General features: G+C 65.0%; 14 protein-coding genes and 1 pseudogene. 9 read left to right on the top strand and 6 right to left on the bottom strand.

From position 1 onward, the window contains the following. The coding region (locus tag HU770_RS27115; protein ID WP_238349550.1) for a hypothetical protein at positions 1–229 on the bottom strand (229 nt) is incomplete at its 3' end. Further along, complete coding sequence (locus tag HU770_RS16935; protein WP_186664454.1) at positions 226–1,926, bottom strand: M24 family metallopeptidase; 1,701 nt, start codon at positions 1,924–1,926, stop codon at positions 226–228. The genes HU770_RS16935 and HU770_RS27115, both read right to left, overlap by 4 nt. Positions 1,927–2,016: 90 nt before the next feature. On the opposite strand from HU770_RS16935, the pseudogene HU770_RS16930 reads away from it, so the two are divergent. Then, positions 2,017–3,501 (top strand): annotated as a pseudogene (locus tag HU770_RS16930) (PLP-dependent aminotransferase family protein); the annotation flags it as partial. A 4-nt stretch (positions 3,502–3,505) separates the two neighbouring features. Here HU770_RS16930 and HU770_RS27110 read toward each other — a convergent pair. Beyond that, positions 3,506–4,519 carry a formylglycine-generating enzyme family protein gene (locus HU770_RS27110; RefSeq protein ID WP_339469009.1) on the bottom strand — a complete coding sequence of 338 codons (1,014 nt, stop codon included), beginning with the start codon at positions 4,517–4,519 and terminating at the stop codon, positions 3,506–3,508. A gap of 20 nt (positions 4,520–4,539) precedes the next feature. Then, positions 4,540–6,204 carry an arylsulfatase gene (locus HU770_RS16920; protein WP_186664450.1) on the bottom strand — a complete coding sequence of 555 codons (1,665 nt, stop codon included), beginning with the start codon at positions 6,202–6,204 and terminating at the stop codon, positions 4,540–4,542. A 283-nt stretch (positions 6,205–6,487) separates the two neighbouring features. Between HU770_RS16920 and HU770_RS16915 the strand changes: the two genes are divergently transcribed. From HU770_RS16915 to HU770_RS16880, 8 genes are all read left to right on the top strand, one after another. Beyond that, a complete protein-coding gene (locus tag HU770_RS16915) occupies positions 6,488–7,879 on the top strand; it encodes an alginate export family protein (RefSeq protein ID WP_033698582.1) in 1,392 nt (463 codons plus the stop codon). A gap of 32 nt (positions 7,880–7,911) precedes the next feature. Continuing rightward, a complete protein-coding gene (gene mhpT, locus HU770_RS16910; protein WP_186664447.1) occupies positions 7,912–9,144 on the top strand; it encodes a 3-(3-hydroxy-phenyl)propionate transporter MhpT in 1,233 nt (410 codons plus the stop codon). Beyond that, positions 9,141–9,680 carry a DUF3237 domain-containing protein gene (locus HU770_RS16905; RefSeq protein WP_033698580.1) on the top strand — a complete coding sequence of 180 codons (540 nt, stop codon included), beginning with the start codon at positions 9,141–9,143 and terminating at the stop codon, positions 9,678–9,680. Before mhpT ends, HU770_RS16905 begins: the two co-directional genes overlap by 4 nt. A gap of 89 nt (positions 9,681–9,769) precedes the next feature. Further along, positions 9,770–10,600, top strand: coding sequence for a p-hydroxycinnamoyl CoA hydratase/lyase (locus tag HU770_RS16900; RefSeq protein ID WP_186664445.1), 831 nt, complete (start codon positions 9,770–9,772; stop codon positions 10,598–10,600). Between the two features lie 47 nt (positions 10,601–10,647). Continuing rightward, the gene (locus HU770_RS16895) at positions 10,648–12,096 is read left to right on the top strand and encodes an aldehyde dehydrogenase (RefSeq protein WP_186664443.1); all 1,449 of its coding nucleotides are present in this window, start codon (positions 10,648–10,650) and stop codon (positions 12,094–12,096) included. 79 nt (positions 12,097–12,175) lie between these two features. Beyond that, positions 12,176–14,035, top strand: a complete 1,860-nt coding sequence (locus tag HU770_RS16890) for a feruloyl-CoA synthase (RefSeq protein WP_186664441.1) — start codon at positions 12,176–12,178, stop codon at positions 14,033–14,035. Next, positions 14,032–15,279, top strand: a complete 1,248-nt coding sequence (locus tag HU770_RS16885; RefSeq protein ID WP_186664439.1) for a thiolase family protein — start codon at positions 14,032–14,034, stop codon at positions 15,277–15,279. Before HU770_RS16890 ends, HU770_RS16885 begins: the two co-directional genes overlap by 4 nt. A gap of 13 nt (positions 15,280–15,292) precedes the next feature. Next, complete coding sequence (locus tag HU770_RS16880; protein ID WP_047583395.1) at positions 15,293–17,035, top strand: acyl-CoA dehydrogenase; 1,743 nt, start codon at positions 15,293–15,295, stop codon at positions 17,033–17,035. A gap of 78 nt (positions 17,036–17,113) precedes the next feature. On the opposite strand, the gene HU770_RS16875 is transcribed toward HU770_RS16880, so the two are convergent. Further along, positions 17,114–17,578, bottom strand: a complete 465-nt coding sequence (locus HU770_RS16875) for a MarR family transcriptional regulator (protein WP_033698571.1) — start codon at positions 17,576–17,578, stop codon at positions 17,114–17,116. A gap of 125 nt (positions 17,579–17,703) precedes the next feature. Further along, a complete protein-coding gene (locus HU770_RS16870) occupies positions 17,704–19,557 on the bottom strand; it encodes an ABC transporter ATP-binding protein (RefSeq protein ID WP_186660926.1) in 1,854 nt (617 codons plus the stop codon). Positions 19,558–19,637 lie beyond the last annotated feature (80 nt).

Here is a 19,637-nt window from a genome sequence, read left to right as displayed (position 1 = left end):
CGCTACCATCTAGGTAGGCTGAGATGGCTGTGAGTTTGAACTGCTCTGTGTATTTGCCCATCGGTCCCCCCAAGGGTTGGATTTTTTGTCCAACTTCTTGGGGGCAGTCCAAAATGTAGGAGCGGCCTTGCGTCGCGATGCGCCGCGCGGGCGGCGCTCGATCTGATAGGCGCTGAAAATGCCAAGCCAGGCACCTGGTGGCCCCGAATAGAATCTCCAGGCGTTTCATTGGTGTTTCTGAAGCACCACAAGTTTGGCCGGCCTGGCTTGCCCAACCAGAATGTCTTCGAAAAACGCCCCGACCGGCTCCGTGGGGTGGCACAGCTGAATCTCCAGTACCCAGACCATCTCGCTCGGTACGATGTCCAGATCGGCCAGTTTGTCCTGGCCGAACAGCGCATGGGGGAAGTCGGCGATGCGGTGCCCGGCCAGGTTGCGCTCCAGCTGCCAGCCTTTGACCAGGGCGCTGCGCTCGGCGACGTCGTACAGTTCACGGCCGGTCAGCCCGTCGCACCAGGCTTGGCGCGTCTCTTCGAACACCTCGTGCAGGGCGGTGACGCAGGCCTGATACAGCGGGTGCTCGCCGAACACGAAGGTGTCGCCATAGTCGCCTTCATAACCATCCCACACCGGGCCGAGGTCGACCACGGCGATGTCGGTGGCACGCAGCCGACGCTGCAGGTCGATGCCCTGGCGCGGTGTGCGGATGGTGTCGTCGCCAAAGCGGATATAGGTCGGGTGCCAGGTGTGCGACGCGCCCATTGCCTGCAACGTCTGGCCTGCCATGTGCAACGCCTCGGCGGTGGTCATGCCGACTTTCAGCTGGCTGGCGATGGCCGCCAGGGCCCGTACCGACTGCTCGCGGGCGGCGAGCATGCCGTCCAGCGAGTAGCGCGGGCCGACTTTTTCCAGTACCGGGTCAAGCGTGTCGAGCATCGCGGTCGCCGGCACCGATGCGCCGCTGGGCACAAACGCCTCGGCGACAAAACGGTGTGCCTGCACGCCCGCTGCAAGGCATAGTGCGCGGGCCTGGCTGATCATCGCAGGGTTGCCGCAGGCATAGACCTGGGTGTCGGCCCACGGGTGAGCATGCGTCAGCGCAACCTGTTGCACGCGGGCTTGTGCCGACAGCACCCGGTGCCAGCGAAACCGTGGATGTGCCTGGCTGGCCTGGTCGAGAAACGCGCTGTCATAGAAGTCGGCCTGCGCTGAACCGCCCCAATACAACGTGACCTGGGCAGTGCCAGACAGGGCCGTCAGCAATAACGGCTTGATGCCGGCATAGCCGGTGCCGGTGGCGAACAACACCACGGGGCGTTCACCTTCGTGTTGCCAGGTGCAGGCGCCCACGGGCCCTTCGAGCTGCAGCGCGTCGCCCACCTGCAGGGACGGCAGGGTGCCTGCGGTGAACAGCCCGCCGCTGAGGGTGCGAATATGAAACACCAACCGCCCTTGGTCCTGCGCTGGCAGGTTGGCGATGGAGAAACAGCGGCTGTCGCCGTTGGCCAGGCAAAACCTCAGGTACTGGCCGGCGCGTACCTCGAGGGGCTGCGTGGGTTGCAGCACCAGTTCGGTGATGTCCACGCTCAGGGCGCGTTTGCTCAGCACATGGGCGCTGATCTGCAGGGGCGGCGTGTCCACTGACCAGCCGGGGATTTCCAGGCGCATGTCGCTGCAGGCATGGCTCTGGCACAGCAGCATCTCGTTGGCGGCGAGGGGGTAGCAGGGCGGGGGCGTGTCGTCGCTGCGTTGTTTGGCCCGATACTGGCCCGCCACCACCTTGACCTTGCACGACCCACAGGCGCCGCGGCGGCACGAGAAGGGCACGGACAGGCCGCTGGCGAGCATTGCATCGAGCAGCAAGCCTTCGGCGGCTTCGAAGCGCTTGCCCGAGGGCGAGAGTTCAATGACATGGCGATCGTGCATACAGACCTCAGGGCGCAAGGGTGGGCTGGAGAGGCCTGATTGTTGCGTTTAGACTAGGACCACAAGAACCTCCAGTTCTGGATAATTCACATGGTCCAGCTTCGCAAATGGCGGCCGCTGCTCAAGCTCGATGGGGCTCAGCCGCAGGCCTCGTACCGCAAGATCGTCGAAGGCCTGGTGACCGCCATCGTCGAGGGCCGCCTGTGCCCCGGCACACTGTTGCCCGGCACGCGGGAGATGGCGCAACTGCTCGACGTCAATCGCAAGACGGTGATCCTCGCCTACGAAGAGGCGGTCACCAAAGGCTGGCTGGAGAGCGTGCAGCGCCGGGGCACCTTCGTCAGTACCCGGCTCGCGGCGGGCACGCTGCCTGCGCGCGGCGCGCCGCCGGCCTTCGCCCTGGCGCTGAACGACGCGCCAGCGGTGGCGTATTTCACCCACAGCGAGCAGGTGACGACGCTGCACCATCGGCCGGGCGCGCTGTTTTTCGATAACGGCGCCTGTGACCATCGCCTGCTGCCCCAGGCTGTGTTGCATCGCTATTACCGCAAGGCCTTGCGCACCAGTTTCACCACCAACACCGTGCGCCATGGCTGCGAGGGCAGCAGCCAATACCTGCGCAGCGCATTGGCCGACATGCTGCGCCATAACCGCAGCCTGAACGTGGGGGCAGAACACATCTGCCTGACCCAAGGCGTGCAGATGTCGCTGTACCTGACGGCCAGCGCATTGCTCAAGCCGGGTGATGTGGTGCTGGTCGAGCGCCTGAGCTACCCGCCGGCGTGGGAGATCTTCCGCCAGTTGGGGGCGCGGCTGGTTACCGTCGACCTGGACGAGGAGGGTTGCCGGGTCGATCAGGTCGACGCGTTGTGCCGGGCACACGACGTTCGCATGATGTACCTCACCCCGCATCACCAGTTCCCGACCACAGTCAGCCTGCATGCCGCACGCAGGCAGCAATTGCTGGAGCTGGCCAGGCTGCATGATTTTTGCGTGATCGAAGAAGACTACGACCACGAGTATCACTTTGCCGGGCGCCCCTACTTGCCGCTGGCCAGCGACCCTTCGCAGCGCCATGTGATCTACATCGGTTCGCTGTCCAAGTCGTTGGGCAGCACCTTTCGTTGCAGCTTTATCGTGGCGCCGCCGAATGTGATCGAGGTGCTTGAGCGTACCGCGGTGCTGACCTTGGGGCAGGGGGATGCGGTCATGCAACGGATGCTGGCGGACCTGATCAATGACGGCGAGCTGAAAAAGCACCTGCGGCGGGTGTCCAGCGAGTACCGTCGGCGTCGGGAGACCTTGTTGAATTGCCTGCGCGATGCCTTTGGCGAGCAGATAGCGGTGCAGGCACCGGAAGGCGGGTTGGCACTGTGGGTGACGTTCGACGATGCGATCGATGTCGACCAGTTGGCGGCCAAAGCGTTGCAGTTGGACCTGGTGCTGCGCGGCGGCGGCCAGTTTTCACCGTTCGGCCACCGCGAAAATGCCTTGCGCCTGGGCTTTGCCTCGCTCGATGTGGACGAGATCCGCCGTGCCACCCAGCGGCTGGCACAGGCGGCAAGCGAGCTGGGCAGCCTCAGTCGGCCGCAGCTGCCCGCACCGTCCGAAACCCCACATGAGACGTTGCCAGGTACACCGTCTGCGGCTGCCGTGCCGAAGGCCGGTAGCGCATGCAGGCATCTGCCGAGCACAGGTGTGACCCCCCCTTGATCACCACCACCGGCGTACCGGGTTGTACGGGGTCGTAGCTGTCGCCCAGCGCCGGGCCCGTGGGGTCGAGGGCGGCGTCGCGTGCCTCATCATGCCCGGGGCGATAGCCGCTGCGCGTCAGCTCCCAGACGTTGCCGCCCGCGTCGAACAGGCCAAAGCCATTGGCCACGAAGCAGCCCACCGGGGAGGTGCCGGTGAAACCGTCGAGCGCTTGATTGTGATACGGGAACTGGCCCTGCCAGGTATTGGCCATGGGGTTGCCGTTGGGCCGCTCAGCCGTGCCCCAACTGAAGTCCGCATCCTGCAGGCCACCGCGCATCGCGTATTCCAGCTGCGCCTCGCTGGGCAGTGTGCGCCCGGCCCAGCGGGCGTAGGCTTGGGCATCGCGCAGGGTCACCTGCACCACCGGGTGGTTGGCCCGCTCGTGCCAGTGGCTGCCGGGCCCCAGGGGGTGGCGCCAGTTCGCCCCGGCAACGAATTGCCAGCCGGGCCGCAACACCTGCGCGCCTTGCTTGAACACCATTGCGCCTGGCACCCGCAGCGGGTCTGGCAGGTCGGGGGCGGCCTGTGCGTCGATGCCCTGTTCGGCCTGGGTCACGTAGCCGGTGGCCTGTACGAAGCGGGCGAACTGGGCATTGGTGACCGGGTGCACGTCGACCCAGAAGGCCGAGACCTTGGCCTGGTGCGGCGGGCCTTCTTCGCTGTAGAAGCGGTCTGAGCCGAAGCTGAACGTGCCCCCGGCAACGCGGACCATACCGTCTCGCCAAGGCCCCTGGTGGGGCTCTGGCACGCCGCTGTAACTGCTGCATAGCAGCGCCGGTGCAGGGGGCACCGGCCAGGCGGCATACGCGGCGGCAAGCACGCCGAGGGCGAGTACCACACCCCCGAGCCTCCGGGGGGTCATGGCGTGCGGACCAACGCGGGGGAAACAGGCCGCCCCTCGGCCGTGGTCACGATGTTGTTGCGCTGGGCGTAGCTTTTCCAGTCGCGCAACAGTTCGGCCACTTGCATGGGCTGTTGCGGGGCCAGGTCATGGCGTTCGCCTGGGTCCTTGCTCAAATCGAACAAACGCCAGGCCGGCGCTGCGTCGGTGGTATCGAACAACAGCTTGAGGTCGCCCTTGCGCAAGGAGGCATTCCCGTTGATTTCCCAGCCCAGGGCCTCGTCGCGGGGGTGGATCTGGGTGTCCTTGCCTTCGAGGTAAGCCAAAGCTGATGTGCCTTGGGGTGGCACGATATCGCGGTCGCGGTACTTGATGCCTGGCAAGGACGCACCGGCCAGCTGCAGCAAGGTAGGCATGATGTCGCGGACGCTGGCGAGCGCTTCGCTGCGCCCGGGTTTTATCGTCGCCGGGTAGTGGACGAAGGCCGGTACGCGAATGCCGCCCTGGTAGGTGGTCATCTTGTAGCGGCGGCTGGGCAGGGCGCTGACCTGGGCCCAGGCCGAGCCGATCATCAGGAACGAATCGGGCCGACCGTAGTTTTCCAGGCGGTTGTCGAAGTTGCTTTTGATCCACGCCGGGTCTACACGGTTGGCATTTTCCGGGCCATTGTCGGACATGAACAACACCAGGGTGTTGTCGAGTTCGCCCGTGGCCCGCAGATGCTCCACCAAGCGTCCGACCTCGGCGTCCAGCGCCGCTACCATGGCTGCGTAAACCTCCATGGTGCGGGCTGACTGCTGCTGTTGCTCAGGGCTCAGCGACGCCCAGGCCGGCACGCCTTCCAGTTGCGGCTCCAGCGGGAAGTCGGCGGGCACCAACCCCGCCTTGCGCTGGCGCTCAAGCCGTTCGCGGGCAATCTGCTCATAGCCTTGGTCATAGCGGCCGCGGTATTGCGCCAGGTACGCGTCGGGTGCCTGCAGCGGCCAGTGCGGTGCGGTGTAGGCGGCAAAGGCGAAGAACGGCTTGTGGCTGGCCTTGCCCTGGTCGATGGCGTCGATCAGGCGGTCGGTGAACCAGCGGGTCGAGTAGAAATCGTTAGGCAGCTCCACCGGCTCGCCGTTGTGGCGGAAGGTCCAGCTGTAGTTGGGCAGCAGGCCCATGTTGGTTTGCTTGAAGTGCGCCGCGCCCCCTTCGAGCAGTACATAAGCCTGGTCGAAACCGCGGTTGTGCGGCTGCTGCGCCGGGGTCATGCCCAGGTGCCATTTGCCGGCGATGTAGGTGCGGTAGCCGGCATCGCGCAACAACTCGGCGAGCGTGGCCACGTTGGCCCCCAGCACACCTTCATACCCCGGTTGCACTTCGCTGCCCGCCGGCAGGCGCCCGCGCGACTCGGCCATCATGCCAACCCCGGAGAGGTGCGGGTCGTTGCCGGACATCAGCATGGCGCGGGTGGGGGAGCAGCTGGGTGCGGCGTGAAAGTCCAGCATCAGGCGCCCTTCCGCCAGCAGCTTGTCCAGGTGGGGGGTAGCGATTTCACTGCCCAACGCAGACAGGTCGGAAAACCCCAGGTCATCGGCGACCACCAGCAGAATGTTGGGTTGTTTAACGGTTGGCGCGGCGAACGCTTGGCTCGCGCCGAGCAGAAGCAGGCCGAAAGCAAGCAAGGGCTTCGAGGGTGTCATGGGGTTCTCTTTATTATTGTGGGTGGAATGCGCCACATGATTTTTTTATTTAATGATCTTGTCAAGGAATGCAAACCGCAGGCGCCCGTGGCTGAAACGCTTCTTTACGGGCTTTGCCAGGCAACGGCCCTGAATCGGGGGTTTCAAAAGTGTTCGATCAGCGAACACTGATCGCACAGCCGCAGCGGTGATATGCGCTGGCGCCTATTGACGGCATCATCGTTAATCAAAATAATCGTTAACAGAGTTATCCATTTTCACAACAACAAGAAAGGATATTCTGATGACCAAGCCGTTGACGGGGGCATGTCTGTCCCTGGCGCTGTTATCAATCGCTCCGCTTTCACAGGCTGCCAGCCCCTTGGAGGACAGTCGGCCGGGGCGTCCCGGCGCGCCGCGCTGGGTCGAGGACTACCGCTTTCTGGATGCACCGGGCAAAGCCACCGATCCGTTCGATGGCCTGCGCTACCATCGCTTGTCCGACAGCGCTTGGCTGCAATTGGGCGCAGAGGCGCGCTACCGCGCCGATGCAATGGACAAACCGTTCTTCGGCTTGCGCGGCATCAAGGACGATTCCTACCTGATGCAACGCCTGCAGGCGCACGCCGACCTGCACCTGTTCGACGATGCGCTGCGCGCCTTCGTGCAGGTCGAGAACACCCGCGCCTTCGGCAAGGACCTGTACTCGCCCAATGACGAAAGCCGCAATGAAGTGCGCCAGGCCTTTATCGACCTGAACCATGACTTTACCGGTGGGCGCTACACCACACGCGTCGGCCGCCAGGAAATGGCCTATGGCAACCAGGTGTTCGTGACCTACCGCGATTCGCCCAACATCCGCCAGACTTTCGATGGGCTGCGCGCCAGCCTCAACCTCAAGGACGGGCGCAAGCTCGATGCCTTTGCCGTACGGCCCGTGGAAACCGGCGAGGACAGCTGGGATGACGGCAGCAACAATGCAGTCAAGTTCTATGGCCTGTATGGCACGCAGCCGCTGACCCAGGCGTGGAACATCGACCTGTTCGCCTTCGGCCTGGAAACCGACGACCGCACCCTGGCGGGGGAAACCGGTGACGAAAAACGCTACACCTTCGGCACCCGCGTGTTCGGCCGTTACCAGGCCATCGACTGGAGCTGGGACCTGGCGGCCCAGCGCGGGCACCTGGGCAACGCCGACATTCGGGCCTGGGCGGTGTCCAGCGACACCGGGTACACCTTCAGCCATCCGTGGAACCCGCGCCTGGCCATGCGCCTGGACGCCGCCAGTGGTGACAGCGAGGTGGGCGATGGCAAGGTCGGTACCTTCGACCCGTTGTACCCGCGCAATGGCGTCTACGGCGAGGCCAGCCTGACCACCTTGAGCAACGTCATCGTCATTGGCCCGACCTTCGGTTTTTCACCTTGGCGCAACCTGCGTTTCGAGCCCGGGGTGTTCGAAGTGTGGAAACAGAACACCAGCGACGGGGTATACATGCCTGGCATGAGCGTACTTGCCAACACCCGCGGCACTGGCCGACACGTGGGCACCATCTACCGGGTCAACACCCGATGGTTGCCAACGCCTAACCTGACGCTCGACCTGGACCTGAAGTACTACGACATAGGCGCTGCCATTCGCGATGCCGGGGGCGACGACGCCTCGTTCGTGTCCATGCGCGCCACCTTCAGGCTCTGATTACCTTACGCATAACAACAAGAGGGCTGCACATGAGTGGTTCAATCGCACATTCGCACCGACCGGTACTGACTATCGGTTTGTGCTTTCTCGTCGCCCTGCTCGAAGGGCTCGACCTGCAAGCCACCGGTATTGCGGCGCCGCACATGGCCAAGGAATTCGCCTTGACCCCGGCGATGCTGGGGTGGGTGTTCAGTGCCGGCTTGCTCGGCCTGTTGCCTGGCGCCTTCGTTGGCGGCTGGCTGGCCGACCGCCTGGGCCGCAAACGCAACCTGATCATGGCCGTATTGCTGTTCGGGCTGTTCTCCCTGGGCACCGCACATGCCTGGGACTATGCCTCGCTGCTGGTTGCCCGGCTGATGACCGGGCTGGGGCTGGGGGCAGCATTGCCGATCCTCATCGCCATGGCCAGTGAAGCGGCCCACGAACGCTTGCGCAGCACGGCCGTCAGCCTGACTTACTGCGGCGTCCCCCTGGGCGGCGCCATCGCGTCGGTGATTGGCATGGCAGGCTTGGGTGAGGGCTGGCGCCTGGTGTTCTATGTCGGCGGTTTCGCACCGATCGCGATTGCCTTCGTGCTGATGGCCTGGCTGCCTGAATCCCAGGCGTTTCGGGCCCAGGCTGCGACCACGGGCACGCAGAACGGGCTGGCAGCGCAACTGTTCGGCCCAGGCCGGGCGAGCCGCACGCTGCTGTTGTGGCTGGCGTGTTTCTTTACCTTGACCGTGCTGTACATGCTGCTCAACTGGCTGCCTTCGCTGTTGATTGGCCAGGGCTATACGCGGCCGCAGGCCGGCGCGGTGCAGATCCTGTTCAACCTGGGCGGCGCGGCGGGGTCATTCCTCACCGGGCGCATGATGGACCGTGGCCATGCGGGGCGTGCGGTGTGCATCGCCTATGCCGGCATGCTCGCCTCGTTGGCGGGCCTGGGCCTCTCCACCAGCTTCGGCTTGCTCCTGCTGGCGGGCTTTACCGCAGGCTATTGCGCCATCGGCGGCCAGTTGGTGCTGTATGCGCTGGCCCCCACGCTGTACCCGACACACGTGCGCGCCACGGGGGTGGGCGCGTCGGTGGCCGTGGGCCGGTTGGGGTCGATGGCCGGGCCGTTGGCGGCCGGGCAGATCCTCGCTGCCGGCGCAGGCGTAGGCGGTTTGTTGCTGGCGGCCTCACCGGGGCTGGTGGTGGCTGCCGTGGCGGCGATGGCACTGCTGGGGCGCGGTGCAGCGCAGGCCGAAGCTGCAGCCTCGGGAGGTGTTGCGCCATGAGCCTGGGTAAAGCACTTGCCGTCATGCTGTTGAGCGGTTGCGCCGCACTGGCCCAGGCGGCCAGCTATGAACCGCCGCCGCTCAAGCTTGAGCCACTGGCGCGCTTCAGTGTCGACCTGGTGGCACCCATCTGGGAGCTGGGCAGCACCAGCGGGCAGGGCAAGCGGCGCATCATCCCCATCACGGGTGGGCATTTCGAGGGCGCTCGGCTCAAGGGCACCATCCTCAACAACGGCGCGGACTGGCAAGTGGTCACCCCAGAGGGGGTGGCCATTATCGACACCCGTTACCTGCTGCAGACCGATGACGGTGCGTTGATCTACCTGCGCACCGAGGGCTACCGCTTCGGCCCGCCCGAGGTAATGAAGAAAGTCGCCGCCGGCGAGGACGTCGACCCCAGCCTGTACCAGTTCCGCATCACGCTGCGCTTTGAAACCTCGGCCCCGCAATACGCCTGGCTGAACCGCACGGTGGGCGTGGGCAGCGCCATGCGCCTGGGCAACGCCGTGGTCTACGACGCATTCGAAGTAAAATAGATAATTTTATTAATGGTTAATTGACTTAACTATATGGCCGGGCTAATGTTCGGCCAACCACAACGAACAATCAGTACAAGAGGTGTGTGATGGGCCAATACGAAAACCGCTGGCAGACCGTGAAAGTCACCGTCGAGCAAGGCATCGCCTGGGTCAGCTTCAACCGTCCTGAAAAGCGCAACGCCATGAGCCCAACGCTCAACCGTGAAATGCGCGATGTACTGGAAACCGTCGAGCAGGACGCCGACGCACGCGTGCTGGTGTTGACCGGTGAGGGCAGCGCCTGGACCGCCGGCATGGACCTCAAGGAGTACTTCCGCGAGGTGGACGCAGGCCCCGAGATCCTTCAGGAGCGCATCCGCCGCGATGCCTCGGAATGGCAGTGGAAGCTGCTACGCTTCTACAGCAAACCCACCATCGCCATGGTCAACGGCTGGTGCTTCGGCGGTGGTTTCAGCCCGCTGGTCGCTTGCGACCTGGCCATCTGCGCCGACGAGGCCACCTTCGGCCTGTCTGAAATCAACTGGGGTATTCCACCGGGCAACCTGGTCAGCAAGGCCATGGCCGACACCGTGGGCCACCGTGAATCGCTGTACTACATCATGACCGGCAAGACCTTCGACGGGCACAAAGCCGCGCAGATGGGGCTGGTCAACAAGAGCGTGCCGTTGGCGCAGTTGCGCGATGAAGTGGTGCTGCTCGCCCAGGACCTTCTCGACAAGAACCCGGTTGTGCTGCGTGCCGCCAAAAACGGCTTCAAGCGCTGCCGCGAGTTGACCTGGGAGCAGAACGAGGACTACCTGTACGCCAAGCTGGACCAGGCCCAGCTGCGTGACCCGGAGCACGGCCGCGCGCAAGGCCTGAAGCAGTTCCTCGACGACAAAAGCATCAAGCCAGGCCTGCAAGCCTACAAGCGCTGAGCGGCCGCGGTTTTCATTCCCGAACAATCAGAAAAGAGGAATGCCCGATGTTCGAGGTGCCCTTGTTAATTGGCGGTAAGGCCCGTGCGGCCAGCGACGGCGGCACGTTCGAGCGTCGCCATCCGGTCAGCGGCGAAGTGGTGTCGGTGGTGGCCGCCGCCACCCTGGCCGACGCCGACGCGGCGGTCGAAGCGGCGCAGGCGGCGTTCCCCGCCTGGGCCGCGCTGGGGCCGGGCGAGCGCCGTGCGCGCTTGCTCAAGGCAGCCGATGCGCTGGATGCCCGGCGCGACGAATTTCTGGCCATGGCCGGGGAAACCGGGGCCAAGGCCAACTGGTACGGTTTCAATGTGATGCTGGCGGCCAATATTCTGCGTGAAGCGGCGTCGATGACCACGCAGATACAGGGCAGTGTCATCCCCTCCGACGTGCCCGGCAGCTTTGCCATGGCCCTGCGCCAACCCTGTGGGGTGGTGCTGGGTATCGCTCCCTGGAATGCCCCGGTGATTCTGGCCACACGCGCTATTGCCATGCCCCTGGCGTGCGGTAATACCGTGGTGCTCAAGGCCTCCGAAGCCAGCCCGGCGGTGCATGGCCTGATCGGTCAGGTATTGCAGGCGGCCGGTTTGGGCGACGGTGTGGTCAACGTCATCTGCAATGCCCCGCACGATGCACCGGCAGTGGTGGAGCGTCTTATCGCCCATCCGGCGGTGCGGCGGGTGAATTTCACCGGGTCTACCCATGTGGGGCGCATCGTTGGGCAACTGGCGGCGCGTCACCTCAAGCCTGCAGTGCTCGAACTGGGTGGCAAGGCACCGTTCCTGGTCCTGGCCGATGCCGACCTGGAGGCTGCGGTCGATGCGGCGGCCTTTGGTGCCTACTTCAACCAGGGCCAGATCTGCATGTCGACCGAGCGGCTGATCGTCGACCAGGCGGTGGCCGATGAGTTCGTGGCCAAGCTGGGTGAGAAGGTGCGCCGCTTGCGTGCGGCAGACCCCTCGCAACCCGACGCGCCGCTGGGCTCATTGATCGATGCCGGGGCCGGTGAGCGCATACAGGCGCTGGTCGATGACGCCGTCGGCAAGGGTGCGACCCTGGTGGCAGGCGGCGAACGTACGGGCAGCGTCATGCAGCCGGTACTGCTCGACCACGTCAATGCGGGCATGAGGCTGTACCGCGAAGAGTCGTTCGGGCCGGTGGCAGTGGTGCTGCGCGCCAGCGGCGACGAAGCGCTGCTGGCCCTGGCCAACGACTCCGAGTTCGGCCTCAGCGCGGCGATCTTCAGCCGTGATACCCAACGTGCCCTGGCCCTTGCCCAGCGCCTGGAGTCGGGCATCTGCCATATCAACGGCCCGACGGTGCATGACGAAGCGCAGATGCCGTTTGGCGGGGTCAAGGCCAGCGGTTACGGCAGCTTCGGCAGCACGGCGGCCATCGATGCCTTCACCCAGTTGCGTTGGGTTACCGTGCAGCATGGCGCGCGGCACTACCCGATTTGACCCACAACCTCACAACAACAATAGCGAATGCGCCTGGCGGCCCCTCGGCCCTTGGCGCACTCACGCAGAGGTAGCCTTCATGGACTGCGAAACCCTCTCCGTTGCCCAGCGTGCGCCGTTGCGCGCCGTCAAGATCGGGCAGCCCCAGGTACAGGTGCGCCAACAGGGCGACGTGCTGTACCTGGACCCCGTGGAAACGCTCGACGCCTACCCGGCACGGCTGATGGAGCGCTTGCTGCATTGGGCGCAGCAGCGCAGCGAGCAGACGTTTGTCGCACGCCGCGCTGCCGACGGGCAGTGGCAGCACATCACTTACGCCGCCATGTTGCAGCGTGTTCGACGTATCGCCACGTGGTTGCTGGGCCAAGGCCTGAGCGCCGAACGCCCGCTGCTGATCCTCTCGGGCAACGACCTTGAGCACGTGCAACTGGCCACGGCCGCGCTGTATGCCGGCATTCCCTATTGCCCGGTATCGCCAGCGTATTCACTGTTGTCCCAGGATTTTGGCAAGCTGCGCCATATCGTCCAGACACTGCAACCGGGCCTGGTCTTCGCGGCTGATGCCGCCTACGGCAGGGCCATCAATGCGGTGTTCGAACCCTCGATTACCCTGGTGCTGGGCCAGGACGAGCTGGCGGGGTGGGCGAGCACGCCATTCGCCGAGGTACTGGCCACCGTCGCCCAACCCTGTGCCGACCAGGCTTTTGCCGCCTTGCGCCCGGACAGCCTGGCCAAGTTCCTGTTCACCTCCGGCTCCACCAAGCTGCCCAAGGCGGTGGTCACCACCCAGGGCATGCTGTGTGCCAACCAGCAGATGCTGTTGCAGACCTTCCCGGAGTTCGCCGAAGTGCCGCCGGTGCTGGTTGACTGGCTGCCGTGGAACCACACCTTTGGCGGCAGCCACAACGTCGGTATCGTGCTGTACAACGGCGGCACGCTGTACATCGACGATGGCAAGCCGACGCCGCAGGGCTTTGCCCAGACGCTGCTCAACCTCAAGGACATTTCCCCCACGGCGTACCTGACCGTGCCCAAAGGCTGGGAGGAACTGGTCAAGGCACTGGAGCAGGACAGCGCCCTGTGCGAGCGGTTCTTCCAGCGCATGAAGCTGTTCTTTTTCGCCGGTGCCGGGTTGTCCCAGGCCATCTGGGACCGCCTTGACGCCGTGGCCGTGGCCCACTGCGGCGAACGCATCCGCATGATGGCGGGGCTGGGCATGACCGAGACTTCGCCGTCGTGCACCTTCACCACCGGGCCGCTGTCGGTGGCCGGCTACATCGGCCTGCCGGCCCCGGGGTGCGAGGTCAAGCTGGTGCCGGTGGACGGCAAGCTCGAGGCGAGGTTTCGCGGGCCCCACGTGATGCCGGGGTACTGGCGCTCATCGCAGCAGACCCAGGAGGCGTTTGACGAAGAGGGGTTCTACCGCAGCGGTGATGCGGTGCGCCTGTGCGACCCCGGCAACCCGCAGCTGGGTCTGATGTTCGACGGGCGCATTGCCGAGGACTTCAAGTTGTCCTCCGGGGTGTTCGTCAGCGTTGGGCCGATGCGTACCCAGGTGATCTTGCAGGGTGCGCCCTATGTGCTGGATGTGGTGGTGTTGGGCCCGGACCGCGAATGCCTGGGTTTGCTGATCTTCCCGCGCTTGCCGGAATGCCGGCAGTTGTCCGGGCTTGGCGCCCAGGCCAGTGACGCCCAGGTGCTGGCATCGCCCGCCGTGCGTGACTGGCTGGCCAGCCTGCTGGCCACGCTCAACCGGGGCGCGACAGGCAACGCCAGCTATATCCGCTTCGCCGGCCTGGCCGCCGACGCACCGTCCATCGACCGTGGTGAGATCACCGACAAGGGCTCGCTCAACCAGCGCGTGGTCCTGCAATTGCGGCACGGCCTGATCGACAGCCTGTATGCAGGGCCTGGGCCGTTGCGTGTAGACGCACCATGACGGCCCGGGGGCAGTTCCGCACGTTTGCGGCGACCGCGTTGCTCGAGGGCATCCGTACGCCGTGGGTCGATATCAATGGCGCATTCGGCCTGGTCTCGCCGACCGACCTGGGCATCAAGGCCGGCCGCGCGGTGTTGCAGCGTGCCAGGCTCGATGCCGGTGAAGTCGACAGCGTACTGGCCGGCTCCATGGCCCAGGCAGACTTCGATGCCTACATGCTGCCCAGGCATATCGGGCTTTATTGCGGTGTCGACCAGGCAGTGCCGGCGCTGATGGTGCAACGGATCTGTGCCACCGGTTTCGAGCTGCTGCGCCAGGCCGGTGAGCAGATTCAGGCGGGGGAGGCGGGCACCGTGCTGTGCGTGGCCGCCGAGTCGATGTCGCGTAACCCGATTGTCGCCTACACCCACCGTGGCGGGTTCAAGCTGGGCGGCGAGGTCGGCTTCAAGGACTTTCTGTGGGAGGCATTGTTCGACCCTGCGGTGGGCATCAGCATGATCCAGACCGCCGAGAATATCGCCCGGCAATACCGCATCCCCCGCGAGGCCGTAGACGCCTGGGCTGCCATGAGCTTTGCGCGGGCCATGGAGGCACGGGCGCGCGGGTGGTTCAGCGACGAATGCGTCAACGTCTGCAGCGAAGTGTTCGAAGCGCCCGGCTTGCTGCCGCGCGGTATTCGCCTGCCGCGTGGCGTTGAAGCCGTCACTGAAGACAGCCACCCACGCGCGACCGCGTTCGAACGTCTGCAGCAACTGCCCGCCCTTTACCCGCAGGGGGTACAGACTGCGGGCAACAGCTGTGCGGTGGTGGATGGGGCGGCGGCGGTGTTGATGTGTTCGGCCGACGCGCTGGCCGGGCGTACGCCTTTGGCCTGGTTGCGGGCCAGTAGCGTGGTTGGCGTGGCGCCCGAGGTGATGGGGCTGGGCCCGGTACCGGCCATCCGCTTGCTGCTGGCGCGGGCGGGGCTGGCGCTGGACGACATTGCCTGCTTTGAAATCAATGAGGCCCAGGGGGCGCAGATCGTAGCGGTGCAGCACGCATTGGGCATTGCCCCTGAGCGTTTGAATGCCTGCGGCGGCGCCATCGCCTTGGGCCATCCGCTGGCCGCTACCGGCGTGCGCCTGGTCATCAGTGTGGCCCGGCAACTGCGCGCCAGTGGCCAGCGTTTTGGTGTGGTCTCGGCCTGCGTCGGTGGCGGCCAGGGCATGGCCTTGCTGCTGGAAAACCCGCTGGCCATGGTTTGACAAGGAGTTTCACGTGCACAGCTATCGCGCTCCGCTGCAAGACATCCGTTTTGTGATCGATCATTGGCTGCAGGCACCGGCGGCGTGGGCCGAATGCGAGCGCTTCGCTGGCGTCGACAGTGCCCTGGCGCAACAGTTGCTGGAGGAGGGCGCGCGCTTTGCAGAACAGCAACTAGTGCCGCTGAACAGGCCAGGTGATCGCGAAGGCTGCCGGTTCCAGGACGGCCATGTGAGCACGCCAACCGGGTTTCGCCAGGCTTACCAGCGTTATGTGGACGGCGGCTGGCCAGGCTTGGCCTGCGCGCAGGCGCACGGCGGGCAGGGCCTGCCGCTGCTGCTCGGCGCTGCGCTGCACGAAGTGATCTACGCCTGCAACCATGGCTGGGCCATGTACAGCGGCATTGCCCATGGCGCCTACGAATGCCTGCGTCAGTTTGGCTCTGCCGAGCTTCGCCAGGCCTGGCTTGGCAAAATCGTCAGCGGTGAGTGCCTGCCCACCATGTGCCTGACCGAACCCCAGGCCGGTAGCGATGTGGGGCTGCTGCGCACACAGGCGCGGGTAGATGAAGCTGGGGCTTATCGGCTGACCGGCAACAAAGTATTCATTTCCGGCGGCGAGCACGACCTGACCGACAATATCCTGCACCTGGTGCTGGCGCGGTTGCCCGATGCGCCCGCAGGCAGCCGTGGGATTTCGCTGTTTCTGGTACCCAAGCTGACTGAGCAAGGCCGGCTTAATGGCGTTCATTGCACCGGCATCGAACACAAGATGGGTATTCACGCCAGCGCCACCTGCAGCCTGAGTTTCGACCAGGCCGAAGGCTGGCTTGTCGGCGAGCCGCAGGGTGGCTTGGCAGCGTTGTTCGTGATGATGAACAGTGCCCGTACCTACGTGGGCCTGCAGGGCCTGGCCCATGCCGAAAGCGCCGGCCAGCGCGCCTTGGCGTATGCGCAGGCGCGCCTGCAGATGCGCGCGGTGCTACGCCCCGAAGGTGCATTGGCCGCTGCGGCGGACCCTGTGGCTTTTCACCCGGCCGTGCGCCAGGTGCTCTGGCAGTCTCGGGCGATGACCGAAGGCATGCGGGCCATCGGTTATTGGAGCGCCCACCTGATTGACCTTGCCGAACAGGCGCAAGGCATGGCCCGGCAAGCGCTGGAGGCGCGCATCGCCTTGCTCACCCCGGTGGTCAAAGCCTTTTTCACCGAGCAAGGGTTTCAACTGGCCAGTGACGCGCTGCAGGTGTTCGGCGGTTACGGTTATGTCACCGAGTCGGGCATCGAGCAAACCGTGCGCGACAGCCGCGTGGCGATGATCTACGAGGGCACCAACGAGATCCAGGCCAACGACCTGTTGCTGCGCAAGGTCTTGGGCGATGGTGGCGAGGCCCTGCAAGCACTGTTGGCCCACGTGCTGGAAGAAGCAGGCCTGGCCAGCGACGCTGAAGGCATGCGCTGGGCGCAGCAGCTGCGCGTTGCCAGCGACGGCTTGCAGGCGTGGGTGGGTGGGCTTGTCGAGCACGATGACCAGGAGTACGCCTACCGCGCTGCGGGTGATTTTCTCCAGGCATTGGCAATGTTGTTGCTGGGCCATGCCTGGGCCCGGTCGGCGCGCCTGGCACTGGTGCACGCGGATCAACCGTTCTACCGGCGCAAACGCCAGACGGCGGCGTATTTCTTTGACCATCTGTGGTTGCGTTTTGCCTATCGGCTGCAGCGGCTGCACGCGGCGCAGCTGCCATTGCCGTTCGTGGGCTGACACCCCCCTTCAAGCCCGCTCCCACAGGTTCTCTGCGCGACAGCGCAGTTCAAAGGGCTGGGCAACCCTTCCGGCAGCCTAATAAGCCTTGCGCAGCAGGGCGAGCAACTGCTGGCGCTCGTCATCATTCAGGTTGGCAGTGGCGGCGCGGTCGCTTTCTTCGGCGACGCCGTACAGCGTTTTCAGCAGCTTCTCACCCGCCTTGCTCAGGTACAGGCCATACGAGCGCTTATCTGCCTTGCTGCGCACCCGCAGGGCCAGCCCGGCTTCTTCCAGTTTGTTGAGCAGGGGCACGACCTGGGGCGGCTCGATGTTCAGCGCCTTGGCCAGCTCGGCCTGCGTGGGGCCGGGGTTCTGCGCGATGATCGCCAACGCGGAGAACTGTGCGGGCCGCAGCTCGTACGGTGTCAGGCAATCGACAAGGTGCTGGAACACCTTCATCTGCACGCGACGCAAGGCGTAGCCAACCAGGTCATTGAGGTCTGCCGGCGCGCTGGCCTCGCTGCCGTCGGCGCCCGATTGGAGTGCAGGGGAAGTCTTCATGCGGTCTCGTGTGTCAGGGGGTAGGGAAAAAATGATTAACAAGTATAACCGATGCCGAGCGCCTGCAAACAGCGCCACCTTCCGGGTGAGGGGCAGCCTTAGCAACCGGCTGCCACCGCTCAGGCTTACTCCATAGCCTCCGCCACCCCCTGGTCCTCACCCAGGAACCCGCCACTCTGGTGCTGCCAGAGCCTGGCGTAGGTGCCGTTGCGGGCCAGCAGTTCGGCGTGGGTGCCTTGCTCGATGATGCGCCCCTCATCCATGACGATAAGCCGGTCCATGGCCGCGATCGTGGACAGCCGATGGGCGATGGCGATGACGGTCTTGCCTTGCATCATCTCGTTGAGGCTTTCCTGGATGGCGACTTCGACTTCCGAATCCAGCGCGCTGGTCGCTTCGTCGAGCAACAGGATCGGCGCGTTCTTGAGCATCACCCGGGCGATGGCAATGCGCTGGCGTTGGCCACCGGAGAGCTTGATACCGCGTTCACCCACCAGCGTGTCGTAGCCGCTATGGCCTTGCCGGTCGCTCAATTGTTCGATGAAACCATCGGCCTGGGCATTGGCCGCAGCCGTGCGGATTTGCGCGTCGGTTGCGTCGGGGCGGCCGTAGGCGATGTTGTCGCGGATCGAGCGGTGCAGCAGGGAAGTGTCTTGCGTGACCATGCCGATGGCGCTGCGCAGGCTGTCCTGGGTGACCTGGGCGATGTTCTGCCCGTCGATGCGAATCTCGCCGCTGTCCACGTCATAGAACCGCAGCAGCAGGTTGATCAGCGTCGACTTGCCGGCGCCGGAGCGCCCCACCAGGCCGACTTTTTCGCCCGCGCGGATGTTCAGGCTCAGGCCGTCGAGCACCTGCCGTTCACCGTTGTAGTTGAAGCTGACCTTGTCGAAGGCCACTGCGCCGCCGCGGGTTTCCAGCACGCTCGCGTTCGGCGCATCCTGCACCTTGGGGCCGCGGGTCAAGGTGGCCATGCCGTCCTGCACGGTGCCGATGTTCTCGAACAGCGCGGTCATCTGCCACATGATCCAGTGCGACATGCCATTGACACGCAAGGCCATGGCGGTAATCGCCGCCACGGCGCCGGTGCCTACCTCACCCTGGTGCCAGAGCCACAGGGCATAGCCGCCTGCGCCAAGGATCAAACCGACCACCAGGGCCTGATTGACGATCTCGAACTGGCTCACCAGGCGCATCTGGCGAAAGCCGGTTTGCTTGAAATCCTCCATCGCCGCACGCGCGAAGTGCGCTTCGCGCTTGGAGTGCGAAAACAGCTTCACGGTGGTGATATTGGTGTAGGCGTCGGAAATTCGACCGGTCATCGATGAGCGCGCATGGGCCTGTTCCTGGCCGACTTTGCCCAGGCGTGGCACAAAGTACACCATCGCCAGCCCGAATAGCGCGACCCAGGCAATGAACGGCAGCATCAGCTTCAAGGCGAAGCCGCCCGCCAGGGCGATGATGGCGATGAAGTACACACCGATACCGGGGGCGATCTCGATGAGGGTGAACAGCACTTCGCGCACCGCCAGCGCCGTCTGCATCACCTTGGTGGTGACCCGGCCAGAGAACTCGTCGGAAAAGAACGACAGGCTTTGCCGCAGCATCAGGCGATGGAAGTCCCAGCGCAGGCGCAGCGGCAAATTGATCGCCAACACCTGGTGCTGCACCATCGTGCGCAGTGCCACCAGCCCGATACTGGTCATAAGCACGATGCCGATACCCCACAGCACGCGGCGTTCCTGCCCGGCTGCAGCGCCGCCGGCCTGCCAGGTCGAGAGCAGGTCGACGACCTGGCCAAGGAAGGAAAACAACCAGGCTTCGTAGATCGACACCGCCGCGCTGAGCAAGGCCAGCGCAAGCACATAGCCACGGGCACCACGCGTACACGCCCACAGGAAGCGCAGCAGGCCGACCGGTGGGGGTGGCGCCTCGTCGGGTGGGAAGGGGTCTAGCCGTCGTTCAAAAACACCAAGCATGGTGGGCTCCCAAAAGGTTCAGTTGTACCGCGCGCTGGCGTCAGATGCCAGACCGGCATGGAAACCGAACCCCTCAGGCT

The organism is Pseudomonas sp. SWRI68, from assembly GCF_014269165.1.
In the GTDB taxonomy this organism is placed as follows: domain Bacteria; phylum Pseudomonadota; class Gammaproteobacteria; order Pseudomonadales; family Pseudomonadaceae; genus Aquipseudomonas; species Aquipseudomonas capeferrum.
Note: the sequence above shows the minus strand (reverse complement) of the source record. Positions and strands in the feature narration are given on the sequence as shown.

Bases quoted from the DNA above. Each gene is read 5' to 3' on its own strand.
- HU770_RS16885 (WP_186664439.1), top strand. From the start codon at position 14,032: ATGACGGCCCGGGGGCAGTTCCGCACGTTTGCGGCGACCGCGTTGCTC.
- HU770_RS16915 (WP_033698582.1), top strand. From the start codon at position 6,488: ATGACCAAGCCGTTGACGGGGGCATGTCTGTCCCTGGCGCTGTTATCA.
- HU770_RS16905 (WP_033698580.1), top strand. From the start codon at position 9,141: ATGAGCCTGGGTAAAGCACTTGCCGTCATGCTGTTGAGCGGTTGCGCC.
- HU770_RS16935 (WP_186664454.1), bottom strand. From the start codon at position 1,926: ATGCACGATCGCCATGTCATTGAACTCTCGCCCTCGGGCAAGCGCTTC.
- HU770_RS16870 (WP_186660926.1), bottom strand. From the start codon at position 19,557: ATGCTTGGTGTTTTTGAACGACGGCTAGACCCCTTCCCACCCGACGAG.
- HU770_RS16875 (WP_033698571.1), bottom strand. From the start codon at position 17,578: ATGAAGACTTCCCCTGCACTCCAATCGGGCGCCGACGGCAGCGAGGCC.
- mhpT (WP_186664447.1), top strand. From the start codon at position 7,912: ATGAGTGGTTCAATCGCACATTCGCACCGACCGGTACTGACTATCGGT.
- HU770_RS16895 (WP_186664443.1), top strand. From the start codon at position 10,648: ATGTTCGAGGTGCCCTTGTTAATTGGCGGTAAGGCCCGTGCGGCCAGC.
- HU770_RS16920 (WP_186664450.1), bottom strand. From the start codon at position 6,204: ATGACACCCTCGAAGCCCTTGCTTGCTTTCGGCCTGCTTCTGCTCGGC.
- HU770_RS16890 (WP_186664441.1), top strand. From the start codon at position 12,176: ATGGACTGCGAAACCCTCTCCGTTGCCCAGCGTGCGCCGTTGCGCGCC.
- HU770_RS16900 (WP_186664445.1), top strand. From the start codon at position 9,770: ATGGGCCAATACGAAAACCGCTGGCAGACCGTGAAAGTCACCGTCGAG.